The organism is Polaribacter vadi, assembly GCF_001761365.1.
GTDB lineage: Bacteria > Bacteroidota > Bacteroidia > Flavobacteriales > Flavobacteriaceae > Polaribacter > Polaribacter vadi.
Genome location: NZ_CP017477.1, coordinates 2,174,942 through 2,188,388 on the forward strand (window position 1 = coordinate 2,174,942; position 13,447 = coordinate 2,188,388).

At 29.3% G+C, this 13,447-nt stretch carries 9 protein-coding genes; all 9 read right to left on the reverse strand.

Annotation, left to right across the window (positions count from 1 at the left end):
• Positions 1-122: 122 nt before the first annotated feature.
• Positions 123-497: a cupin domain-containing protein gene (locus LPB03_RS09605; protein WP_065319409.1), complete on the reverse strand. Its 375-nt coding sequence runs from the start codon at positions 495-497 to the stop codon at positions 123-125.
• A gap of 24 nt (positions 498-521) precedes the next feature.
• Positions 522-2,786, reverse strand: coding sequence for an alginate lyase family protein (locus LPB03_RS09610; RefSeq protein WP_065319410.1), 2,265 nt, complete (start codon positions 2,784-2,786; stop codon positions 522-524).
• A gap of 70 nt (positions 2,787-2,856) precedes the next feature.
• Positions 2,857-4,476 (reverse strand): T9SS type A sorting domain-containing protein, encoded by a 1,620-nt coding sequence (locus LPB03_RS09615; protein ID WP_065319411.1) that lies wholly within the window; start codon positions 4,474-4,476, stop codon positions 2,857-2,859.
• A gap of 209 nt (positions 4,477-4,685) precedes the next feature.
• Positions 4,686-5,456, reverse strand: coding sequence for an SDR family NAD(P)-dependent oxidoreductase (locus tag LPB03_RS09620; RefSeq protein WP_065319412.1), 771 nt, complete (start codon positions 5,454-5,456; stop codon positions 4,686-4,688).
• A 17-nt stretch (positions 5,457-5,473) separates the two neighbouring features.
• A complete protein-coding gene (locus tag LPB03_RS09625) occupies positions 5,474-6,574 on the reverse strand; it encodes a polysaccharide lyase family 7 protein (protein WP_065319413.1) in 1,101 nt (366 codons plus the stop codon).
• A 75-nt stretch (positions 6,575-6,649) separates the two neighbouring features.
• Entirely contained in the window at positions 6,650-7,927 is a 1,278-nt protein-coding gene (locus tag LPB03_RS09630; RefSeq protein ID WP_065319414.1) for an Nramp family divalent metal transporter, read from the reverse strand.
• A gap of 39 nt (positions 7,928-7,966) precedes the next feature.
• Positions 7,967-9,850 (reverse strand): NADP-dependent phosphogluconate dehydrogenase, encoded by a 1,884-nt coding sequence (gene gnd / locus LPB03_RS09635; RefSeq protein WP_065319415.1) that lies wholly within the window; start codon positions 9,848-9,850, stop codon positions 7,967-7,969.
• Positions 9,847-10,872, reverse strand: a complete 1,026-nt coding sequence (locus LPB03_RS09640; protein WP_065319416.1) for a polysaccharide lyase family 7 protein — start codon at positions 10,870-10,872, stop codon at positions 9,847-9,849. The genes gnd and LPB03_RS09640 overlap by 4 nt, the downstream gene beginning before the upstream one ends.
• Positions 10,873-10,901: 29 nt before the next feature.
• On the reverse strand, positions 10,902-13,211 hold the full coding sequence (locus tag LPB03_RS09645; protein WP_065319417.1) for a chondroitinase-B domain-containing protein: 2,310 nt from the start codon (positions 13,209-13,211) through the stop codon (positions 10,902-10,904).
• Positions 13,212-13,447: the final 236 nt, after the last annotated feature.

Sequence of the window (13,447 nt, forward strand, 5' to 3'; positions counted from 1 at the left end):
TTCAAAATTTTTATTTTAAAAAGATTTATGATACCAAATTAAAGTTTAATTCAATTTGGTTTACCAAACTGGTTTACCAAATATATATATTATTTTATTAATACAAGAATTAAAATCTTTTTTTAACTTTTATCGCTAAAATAAGATGGTCCATCACCAGTTAAAAAATCTTCTCTTACAGGACTAAAAGTATCAATTAACTGTCCTTCTTCTAAACAAATAGCACTGTGTAATAAGTTAGGCTCAATATAAACACCATCTCCAGCTTCTACAATTTGCTTTACACCATCAATTTCAAATTCGAATTTACCTGAAACACAATAGGTAGCTTGTGTATGAAAATGTTGATGTGGAGCACCCAAAGCTCCTTTATCAAATTTTACGCTTACCATCATAATTTGATTATCATAGCCTAAAAATTTTCTTGAAACTCCTCCTCCAAGAACTTCCCATTCTAACTCTTTTGCAACAATATACTTTTCGCTAAATCTTTTCATTTTATATATATTTTTCTGATTATTTTATTTATAGTAGTAAAAACCTTCCCAAGAATAAGTATTCCCATTGATAGTTACTGTGTGTGTTTTGTTTTTATCTGTATTTAAGTTTGATAAAATTATTGTTTTCTCATTATCATTTTTAAATTGAACTTTTAATGCAGTATAATTGGCATCATCACTTAAAACTTTTATATTTTTAAAATTACTGTAGGCATTTTCTGCAACTTCTTTTACAGGATCATATATTCCATGAGATTCTATAATTGATGCATATACCGTATTTTGAGTATTCTTTTTTCTGATGATAATTGAAGGATCTTTTCTTAAATTAAATTCAGGATCATTAGCACCAACTCTTGCTAAAATTAGTTCATCCTCTTTATTGGTTGCTGCTGTTAAAGTATAAAAGCGTCTATTATCTAACCATGTAAATTGAATGCTTTCTGCATTTGCAGTTCCAGAACCTTCTTTCCAAATATGATTATATCCAAATTTATCTCCTAACGTTGATAAGGTTTTTGGAACACTATATGTAAAACTTGTAGAAATTATTTGTCCAAAATAATGGAAAGGTAAATCGTATTGATTTTTTTTGTTGGATTGTACTTTATTGATATCAACAATAAAAGGTTTTGCTAAACTATCCTCTTTTATCATGATAAAAGTTCTGTGCATTTCAGTTCCAGGATATGCGTTTTTTTCCTTCGCGCTTACAATTTGAAAATTTTTATCAGCAACATCAAAAACATATTTTTCTGGATGATTTTTGCTTCCAGTTTCAAAATCAAAATCAAAATGAGAAATTTCATTTTGTGTAATTGTATTGTGTGCAATTGTATGTTTTGCGTAGGTTTTATTCTCTTTTAAATAACCTCCACCATTTTTTTGTTCCACATTTACAAATCTTGATAAACCATAATCTTGTAAAACTTCATTACCATTTTCGTACATAGAAAAAGATAATTTATCATAATGTCCATGACTTAAACCTTGTGCTGCATATTTGTAAACCAAAGCCATTGTTTGGTCTTCATTATTATAGCGTAAAATTCCTATGCCACCTTCATCGCCTTTTGAGCCATCAGACAATTCCATAGATTGTTTTATAAATGGTTTTTCTTCGCCATTTTTTAAAGCCAAAGCAACTTTTAAACCAGTTGCATCTAGTTGAACAGCACCTTGTTTTTTGGCAACAGACAATAATCTTGCATCTTGACTTCCATAATAATAAGCAATATCTACTGCAGAAATTAAAGAAGGAGTATAGTAAGACATTCCTTTTTGACCATCATTTAATGGAAAAAATTCGCCATTTGCATCTGTTAAATTCAATAGAGCATCCACAGCTTTTATTAAAACGCCGTTTTTATATTCAAAAATCTTTAAATCTGGTTTTTTATTTTGAAGTGCTTCTGCAAAAATTAAAAAAGGATACATTGCATATCTTTGATAATAAGGACCTTCTGTGTAAAATCCGTCAGGAGAAAAAGGAGAATCTACATTTGCTAAAAAACCTGCTTTGCCATCTTTATCAAAAATAAAACCACCATCATTATCTTTTTCAGTTAAATCTACATCGCTTTTTTCTAAACCATATAAAGCTCTGTTTATTAATTCCTCATCATCCATTACCAAGCCAATCATACCAACAGCAACATTTCCCCAAGTTGAATGGTTGTGCACTCTGTTAAAATATTTTGGGTTTTCTACGGATAAAAAATCAGCATAAGGTTTAAATAAATTTTCATTTAAATAGTCTGATTGTTCTTTTGGCAACCAAGAATAAATACAATCATAAGCCTGACTTGTATAAGTTAACCAATTAGAATCGTTTAAACATTGCCAGAAAAATTTACCTGTTGCATAACTTCTTTGTTCTGGGTGCGTTTTAAATGTTGGGAATATTTTTGCATATTCCAACAACATATCTCTAACGTAAACTGCATATTTTTCGTCACCTAAAAGCTGAAATAAAACACCAGCTTTTTGCATGTTTGCATAATTTAATTTGTGCTGAGTATGTGTATAACCACCAGCCATATCTTTAGGCATTGGCACATCTATACCAATTGCAATTGCAGCATCTACTTCTTGTTTGGCAACTTTTAAAGTTTCATCAAACAAAGGAATTGACCCTAATTGATTTTTAATTTCAGCAACACTTTTAGTGGTTAATATTAAGTTTGGATGTTGTTGATCATCAACAGAAACCAAAACTTCTTCTTTTTTATTTGTACAAGAAAAAGTAATTAATACTAGAAATAAAAGTGCTTGAAATTTTTTCATTTTTTATTGTATTTTAAAAAAATAAGAACCCACTTGCATGAGTTCTTATTTTAGAAATTAGATATCTTAATTACTGCTTCATAATTTTTTTAGTTGCAACAGCAGTTCCGTTTGTTAATCTTAACATATACATTCCAGATGCTAAATTTGAAATATCTACTTGATTATTTTCTAAATTTTTAATTGATAAAACTCTTTTCCCTACAATATTATAAACTTCTACATTAGAGATTTTTTCTGTAGTTGAAATATTGATAAAGTTAGTTACAGGATTTGGATAAATTGTAATATTATCTGCAAAAACATTTGCAACAGATGCTACAGCTGCTGCTTTAAGAGATACATTATCTACGTAAACATCATAAGCAGAACTAGTAGCCAATGGTGCTCTCATATAAATTACAACTGTACTTGTGGTTGCTGTAAAACTAAATTCAGTTTTTGTAAATGTATTGTTTCCTTGAGATGGCTTACTATTATTAAGATGATCTATTATGTTAACATAATGATCCACAAAACCACCTACAGCTCCTGTAAGACCATTTTCATCTTCAATTTCTGTATTTAAAATATATACTTCTAAATTATTAACTTCTATTACATTATTATCATCTTCTTCACCTTTCTCTGCACGTGTTTCCACACTAAAATTGTATGTAACTCCTGGAGTAACTGCTATTTTCTGATATAAACGACGACAAGATTCATACAACTTAAATGCTCTCGTTTTTTCAAAATTTTCATCTAACTGACCATCACTTGTAGAACCAGGTTGTTCATCACTATCTCCACAATTATCATTAAGCCAACCATCTAAAGTATCATTATACCAAAGAGCTCTATAAGGACTAGGTATATCATTACCACTACCATCATCTATATCTGAGCTAGGAGTCATATCAAAAGCACCTGCGTTTTCACTTTCAACATTTTCATCTCCAGTACCATTTAAAACAAGCTCATCTCCTTCTTCACCAACTTCACCTTCATCTCCTTCATCTCCTTCATCATTCGTTACATAAAGCCATATATTATCATAAAAAACCTCACTTGCATTATCAATAGATGCTAATGATCTAACGTAAATTACAACTGTATTTGTGGTTGCTGTAAAGGTAAAATCAGTTGTAGCAAACACTTCTTTATTAGTAGAAAAATCATTTGTGATTTTAACATAAGCATCAACACTATCACTATTTTCACTAAGACCAGTTTCATTTTCAATTTCTGTATTTAAAATAAATACTTCAGAATTGATATTTTCTAGATTTACATTTTGTTCTGCCTCTGAACGTGAATCAATCTTGAAAGTATATTCAGTGCCTGGAACAACTACTATTTTCTGATATAAACGACGACTAGCTTCACTTAATTTAACACCCCTTGTTTTTACACCATTAACATAAGCACCATCACTTGTAGAACCAGGTTGTTCACTATCATCATTAAAAGCTTCATTAAGCCACGTATCTAAAACCGAATTATTCCAAATAATACTGTATGGACTATCAATATCAATAGGAGTCTCATCATTACTCTTTAATGTAGAGGGAGGAGACATATCCCAAGAATCGGAATTATCATTAACATCTCCTGTGTGATCTTCACAAGTTCCATTAAGAACAAGATTGGTTTGCGCAAAAAATGCTGAACTTGCAATTAATGCGATAAAAAGTAATGTTTTTTTCATAAGTATTTGATTTTAGAAAAGTTAAAATTAATATGAATCTGCAAAACCAAATTGGTTTACCAAATTGGTTTACCAAACATACAATAAATTTTTGATTTTAAAAACTTTATTTAATATTTTAATTATTAGTCGATTAAAATATTTGATAAGAGTAAATAGATATAAAAAAGATTCTTTTCTTAAATTTTGAATACGTTTAAAAAGTATACCTACATATTATAAACACCTCCATTAATATCTAAAGTAGCACCTGTTATAAAACCATTATATTCTGAAGCAAGGAATAAAACTGCTCTAGCAACATCTGCTGCATTTCCTGCTCTTTCTAATGGAATTCCTAAAATTGTTTCATTTGCAGATTCTTTGGTTGTATGTGTATTATGAAATGACGTTCCTAAAATAAGGCCAGGAGCAACAGCATTAACTCTAGTGCCTTTTGGGCCTAATTCTGTAGAAAGTGCACGTGTATAAGTTAATATAGCACCTTTACTTGTTGCGTATGCTAAAGAACCTGGATGACCTCCTTTTCTACCTGCTAGTGATGCTAAATTTACAATACTACTATTAGTATTTTTAGCTAAATAAGGAGCTGCAGCTCTTGTTACAAATTGCATGGAAGTAAGATTGATATCCATAACTTTATGCCAAAAATCTGCTTCTAATTCACTTAGTAATTTACGTGCAACCAATGAACCAGCATTGTTAATTAAGATATCTAAACTACCAAAAGCTTCTATTGTTTTAGCAACTAAAGTATTTGCATTTGCTTCTATTGTTAAATCACCTGAAATAGCAACAGCTTTCTGACCTTTGCTTTTTGCATAGGCTACTAATTTATTTGCATTTTCGGCACTTGAAAAATAATGGATAGCAACATTAGAACCACTATCTATAAAATGTTTGGTGATAGATTCTCCAATTCCCTGAGCACCTGCAGTTATTAAAACTTTTTTACCTTCTAATTTATTCTTGTTTATCATTTTATTGTCTAATTAATTTAATCGTTTTTAGTGAAATATCCATTATTGGAAACCGCATTTTCACTTACAGAAATACTTGCAGTTTTAAACCAAACTTCAGCATAATTACCATCTGCATATTGTTTTTTAAGATCTCCATTATGAGTTTCAGCACCCGAACACCAATTTTTATTTATTTCTGGAGATTTTCCATTGGTTTGATTATAACAACCTAATTTAAAAAAACATCCTTCTCCTAAATATGCATTTTCTCTTTCTACTCCATCTTGACCAATTGGAAAAAATAATTTTTTAGTTTGTTCAGATATGTTTTGCTTGGTTGTGTATTCAGATTTGATTAAATTTTTAGTAAATGTTCTGGTTTCATGATTTTTGCTTGTGAATTTTAAGTTCATAATTCCGTCTTTTACTTCTATTTCATAACTAAACTCTTCTCCTAAAAGAATACCATCTTTAGGTTCTTCAGGATATGTATTTGCTTCTTTACCAACCACAGAAAAATCATTTCCCCAAACTGCTGATGAAAAATCCCATCTTCCAGAATTATCATCTCCTAAAGTATTTATCTCATAATGCCAAAAAACAGATCCTTTTGTATGTCCAGGAAACTTTTTATAAAATATTTTTAGCGGTTCGTTTTCGTGTTTATCTGCACTATGAATCTGACCTACAACTACAGCATGAGAAGCTGCAACTCTAGCATCTCCAGTAGCAGAAACATTCATTACTTTTAAGGTAGCTGTTAACTTATCATTCGCTGTTTTTGGATACCATTTTTTTGATTGCGCCAATTCTGTTCTTGTATTGTTTGATGTTCCATGTGTATCTCCACCATTTGGAGCTTTAAAAACAACCCAATTTCCTTCTTCATCATTTGTAGTATAAAAGAAATCTTTGTTTTCAAAATTATTGGCAATTCCTGCATTTGATCCATCACCTAAAATTAATTTCCAGTCATCAAAAAAGGGAATAACATCACTAGCATAAACTATTTTTGAAACTTCTTCTTTTGATGATTCTTCCTTTGTTGATTCATTCGTTTTTTTACAACTACAAATTGATAATAAAATACCAAGAAATACTAGTTTCAATCCAATTCTGAAGTTTAATTTTTTCATTTTTAATTATTTTTATGATAGATATTTTATTATTTTTTTATGAATTTATCTTACTATTTATGTAGGTAATTAATTTTAAAAGCCCTCTAATAAACCTAAAATTCCATTGTAAGAAATTATACAAGAAAACAATAATGCTGTATACAAACCAATGTTAACAAACAGACTTGTTTTATATCCTTTCATTAACTTTTTATTATTCAATAAAAGAATAATTCCAAGAACAACAACAGGTAAAACAAACACATTAAATACTTGCGATAAAATTTGAACTAGAATTGGTTTTCCTCCAAAAAAAGCAGGACCAATTAAAGCGACTAAACAAGCAATTGCTGTAATTATTTTAAATTGCTTTGAAGTGGTATCTAATTTACCAGATTGGTAATCTGCAATCATTAAAGGTGCAATTAATAAACAAGGAAAAATTGAAGATAAACCTGCACTAAGTGTTCCAAAAAAGAAAATTGCAACTGCAAAACTTCCTGCAATTGGCTCTAAAGGCTTAGCCATATCTAAAACGCTTTCTACTGGATTTCCTTGGTGAAACAAAGCTCCACTTGCAACTGCCATAATTGCTCCACTAATAATAAATACTAATATTGCTGCAGTAATAGCGTCTTTACGTTGTTTTTTTAAATCTTTAATTCCCCATTCTTTACCTTTTACAAATAATGGTCTAGATAAAAATGTTGCTGCAGCCATAGTTGTACCCACAAATGCTGCTACCATCATTTTACCTCCAGGTACTTGAGGAATTCTAGGGATAAATCCTTCTAAAGCTTCTGATGGTAATGGATGTACAAAAAATAAGGATATAATAAAAGATAACCCCATGAAAGTAACGAATATAACCAGTATTTTTTCGAAAAAGGAGTACTTACCTACCAACATTATTGAATAAAAAATTGCTATAACAGCAATTGCAATAATTAGTACTGTTTCATATTGATAACTTCTAACCCCTTCAAAATTCATTGCAAAAATTTCAAAAAGCATGTTAGATGATATAGTCAAAATACCCATAAGTGAACCCCATTGACCAATAGAAACCCCAATTATGATAAAAATAGCCAGTATTTTACCTCCCTTAATATGTTTTTTAAAACTATAAAGCGCTGTTTCTCCTGTTATTAATGCGTAATTCCCATAAGCGAATATTAAAATTCCAGAAAAAAGGCAACTTAAAAATAATACCCATAAAAGTTGCATTCCATAAGTACTACCAGCAACAAGCATAGAAGTTACACTACCTGTACCAATTGTATAACCAATTGCGAAAATTCCCGGTCCAAAACCTAATACAATTAAAATTATTTTTTTTAGTAAAGATTTTTTAGACGCAGTTACTTCCATAGTGTTATGTTTTAGCAGTTGGTGTAAGATTATTAAGTTTTATTTCCATTTGGTATGATAGCTCTTATCAGAGGTATCATCGATTCTTTTATAGGTATGTGCTCCAAAATAATCTCTTTGTGCTTGAATTATATTTGCTGATAAATTTGCAGTGGTAATTGCGTTAAAAAACTGAACAGCTTCACTTAAAGCAGGAATTGTAACATCATTTAAAACACATTCAGAAACTACTTTTTTTGTTGATGATTTATATTCTTTTAGTTGTTTTTCAATTTTTGAATCGGTTAAAATATTGCTTGAATCTTTAAAAACTTCCACAAGATTTTGCATTAGAGAAGATCTAATAATGCATCCATTTGTCCAGATTCTTGCAATTTCACTTAAATTCAAATTCCATTTGTAGGCATTTGAAGCTTCATGAATCAATTTAAAACCTTGATAATGATTTATAATTCTTGCGAATTGATACGCTTCTAAAACATTCTCAACTGTTATATTTAATTCTAGAGAATTTTTAAATTCAAAATTTTCATGAAGTTGAATTCTTTCTTCTTTAAAAAATGAAGTATATCTTGAAAATAAAGCAGAAGCTATTAAAGTACTTGGCAAACCTAATTCTGCAGAAGCAATGGTTGTCCAGTTTCCTGTACCTTTATTACCTGCTTTGTCTAAAATTTTATGTACTAACCAATCTTCACCTTCTTTTTTCCTAAAAATATCTACTGTAATTTCTAGTAAATAACTATTTGCAGTTAATTTCCAGCTTTCTAAAGTAGCTGCAATTTCATCTGGATTTTGACCTAGTTTTTCTAATATTGTGCAAACTTCAGCCAATAATTGCATCTCTACATATTCAATTCCATTGTGTACCATTTTTATAAAATGACCACTTCCTTCTGGGCCAACATAGGTACAACAAGGCAAATTATTAAGGTCTTTTGCAGCTATTTTTTCTAAATATGGTTTTACATTATTATAGGCTTCTAAATCTCCACTTGGCATAATTGATGGTCCTTTTAATGCTCCTTCTTCACCTCCAGAAACTCCTGTTCCAATAAAATGGATATTCTTGGTATTTAAATATTCTAAACGCTTTTGAGTTTCTTTATAATTAGAGTTTCCACCATCAATTAAAATATCATTTTCTGATAAATGAGGTAGTAAATCTTCGATCACAAAATCTATAGTTTTACCAGCATTTACCATCAGCATAATTTTTCTGGGCTGTTGTAAAGAATTTACAAAGGCTGCTATATCATCAAACGCCTCTGAATTAGATAATTCTGGATGAGTTTCTTTAAAATTTTTAGCAATATTTTCTTCAATATTTGGTACATGTCTATTAAACATAGAAATTTTAAAACCATTGTTGGCTAAATTTCTACACAAACTTTTACCCATTACTCCTAAGCCAAATAATCCTATTTCAGAAGTTTTCATGAAATCTTTTTTAATAATGTTAATGATTTTTTTTGGTGATAAACTAATATCTATTTTATAAGCATTTTTTGGTTCTTCTAAAATATCGAATTGAGATTTTAGCAATGCTGCTGGCATAAAATGATGAGATCTACTATGTAATCTTTCTAAAATCTGATTAAAAGTTCCAGATAAATAGATCCATTTTGAATGGTGCTGAATATTGTTGTTTAAAATAGTTCTATATTTTTGTTTTAGTGCAGAACTTACAATAACACAACTATTTTTTTTTATTTCTTCTTTTGCTAAACTGTTTAAAGTTTCTAACCAACCTTGCCTATCATCATCATTTAAAGCATTTCCTTGAGACATTTTTTTGATGTTACTTTCCGAATGAAAATCATCGCCATCAAAAAAAGGAATTTGTAATTCTTTTGCTAATAATTTACCAATTGTACTTTTTCCACAACCTGAAACTCCTATAATAAAAATTACATTATTCAAAATTTGTTGTTTTTTGGTGCTGTTCCTTCTCCTAAAGAACTTTCTCTAAACCAAACTTCTGTATAGCTGCCATTTGCATATTGTTTTGCAATATCACCTTCAAAAGTTTTAGAACCTGTTTTTATATTTGCTTGGTTATAAGCTCCTTGTTTAAAGTAATTAATTTCACCTGCATACGCTATTTCTCTTTCTTCAGTAACTTTTCTTTTTGCTGAATAATTATCTATAACTTGTTGAGGAATGTCTTTTTTTGAAGCAAAATCAGATTTGATTAAACTTTTTGTGAATTTTACAGTTTCATGATTTTTACTGGCAAAAGTTAAATACATAATTCCTTTATAAATATTTACTTCATAACTAAATTCTTCTCCTAATTCAATTCCATCTTTTGGTTCTTCTGGATATGCTGTTGCATTTTCTCCAAGATATGCAAAGTCATAACCCCAAACTTTGGTAGAAAAATCCCATCTACCAGCATTATCTCCTTTCGTATTAATTTCATAATTCCAAAAAACGGCACCTTTTGTATGACCAGGAAATTTTTTGTAATAAATTTTTAATGGTTCATTTTCATGACCTTCATCACTATGAATTTGACCAATTACTACTGAAAAAGATGATGCAATATTGGCATCTCCAGTTGTAGACACCTGCTGTACTTTTAAGGTTCCTGTTAATTTACCACCAACATCAGGAATCCAATGTTTTTTTTGCCCTAATTCTGTTCTTGTATTGCTTGATGTTCTTGATGTTATCCCAGAATTTGGAGTTTTATAAACAACCCAATCAACATTATCTTCATTTTCAACATAAAAAAAATCTTCTTTTTGATAATTTTCTAAACTGTCAACATAAGTCCCATCACCTAAAAGAATTTTCCATTCATTTAAAGATGGTAAAACATAACTTGGATATTTTACAGGTATTACTTTATTTGAACTTGTATCTGTTTTAACTTCTGAATTATTTTTACAACCTAAAATTGCTAAAAATACTGTAATTACGAATATTGTTTTCTTCATTTTAAGTTGATTTTTTTGATCTTAAATATTTAATACATCAATTTTTGCACTAAATTTTCTTCGGTTTTAATTTTCCCAGAATTAATGATTGTGTTGTTAGATTCCACATTATTTTTTGCACCCCAAAGAATAGAAACAAACTCAACTTTATTATTTTTAAAAGTATTATTATTGATATTTACATTGTGAATTCCATTATGATTTAAGAGTCTGCTGTTTTCTTCTGATGCTCCAGAATTCATAAATGTGGAGTTGGTAATTAAAAGATTTCCACCAATGGTAGACTCATCATAACCACCTCTATAATAATCAACCACGTTTTGTTCTACATTATTAAACGTACAACCATCTATCGTTAAATATTCTGTGTTATAATCTCCTCTATCATTTGTTTCTTCAGATAATTCTAGACCATTTTCACAGTTTGTAATTGAAGTAGCTTCGAATGTGATTCTTTCTGCAAAAGATTGTTTATAAACTTTTAAAGCATACTTAAAATTGCTGATTTCACAATAGTTAACTGTTAATCCAAAGTGATTTGACATTTTCTTTTTCAATGTTGCAAAAAGATAGTTGTTATTGTTTCCTTTTAAAATTACTTTTTCAATTTTTAATTTTCCATAAGGATTTAATTCGAACAAAGGTGTGTTTTCCATTCCTGAAAAAACGATTTGAGCTTTTCCATCTCCTGAACTTTTTATAGTAATTGATTTATCAATAATTAAAGATGTATCTACTTGATATAGACCCAAACCTAAATCAATAATATCGCCACTTTCTGCAGCTTTTAATTTAGTAATTAATTCATCAGCATTTGTAACTTTATGAGTTGTTGCTTCTTTTTTATCAACTTCATTAGAAAACCAATTCGCACCATATTTAGTTTTATCTAATACATCTAAATTGATATTCTCAACATTTAAAATCGCACCAATTTGATTTGATTTGCTTCTAGAATTCCCTAATAAATCATTCGAAATCACTTCAAAATCGAAACCTTTATATACTTCAACATCAGCAAAACCAGTTGTTGGAACAGCAATATTGGAACCAATATCTGTTAACGTTAAATCTTTAGTAATTAAACCATGTGCATTTTTAATTTCAACACCATTATTGTCTATAATATTGCTTTTAAAAGTTACTCCATCAGCTTTATCATGCTCAATAATTGGGTTTGCATCACCTTTAGAATTATAGATTACATTATTAACAACTTCAGTTCTTAAAGGCCTTGCAGAACGAATTTCCGATTTTGGCAAAACAGCAGCTTGTGTAATATTTGTACCTACACCAAATTGAAAAGGCGAATCTGAATCTACAAATGTATTATAAGCAACCACAACATCTGTAACTTGATTGTATCTGTTTAAGGGCGATTTTGGAATTCCATTCATTATTGCAATCGGACTTCTAAAATTCTTACCTTTTATCTTATAAAACAGGTTATTTGTAACCCAATGACCTGTGTTTATAATTCTAATACCACCAAATTGATCGTTAATTCCATCACCTATAAAATAATTGCCATCTATAGTCACATAATTTCCATGTCTTGTAACTACAGAACCTTCACTTTTGTAAAACACATTATTTTTTATGATGTTAAAATTGGTTTTGCTCGATATAATTTCTACTTCTCCATTACATTCTTCGAATAAATTATTCGCAATTAACGTATTGCTTGGACTCATGGACGTAAAACTACTTCCTAACTGAATTGTTTCTCCTCTTGCACCTCCTTTTCTGGGTCTTGGTCCAAAATGATTATTTACAATTTTATGGTAATTTCTAATACTTTGGTTTCCTTTTAAATCTACTCTAACAGTTGGCCCTCCATTTGTTTTACCTGCTAAATAACAATTTTGTAAAACATTGTGTTTTCCATAAAATTGCACCCAAAGATTGTCTTGATCTCTTTCTAAACTATTATAATCTAAAATAACACAATTACTTACAGTACTGTTATTTGCTACTTTTTTAGAACCTGTTCTAAATGCAATTACATTATCTTTAGGTGAGTAACCATTTCTAAAAAACAAGCCACTTACATTTAGGTAATTTCCGCTAATTTCTAAACTCGATGTGCCCTCTAAAAAAACTTGTCCAGCAGTTTCTGCACTTAAGTTTATGGGATTCTCCTCAGTACCTTCTCCAATAAATTGAAGTGCTATGTTTTTATATGTTCCGTTCTTAATTATAATATGATCTCCTGCTTTTGCCTTTTTTGCAACATCTATTAATTCTGATGAATTACTTACATGAATTGTATTTGTTGCTGTTTTATCACAAGAAATAAAAAATAAAATAGCACTTAAAAGTAGGAACGTTTTTTGCATAAAATGAGTTAGAATTAAACTGGTTTACCAATTTGGTTTACCAAATATAGGAACTAAATTTGGATTTAGAAAATATCTATCTAAAAACCTTTTTGTAATCTTATAAAATTTATCTGTAAATAGTTGAATTTGAAAACGTTTTTTTGACAAAGTATAAATATCATCAATTAATTGCTAACAGATTTCTCTTTAATTTTTATCTTTATCGTATTAAAAATAATCATAAAGCTAATTCA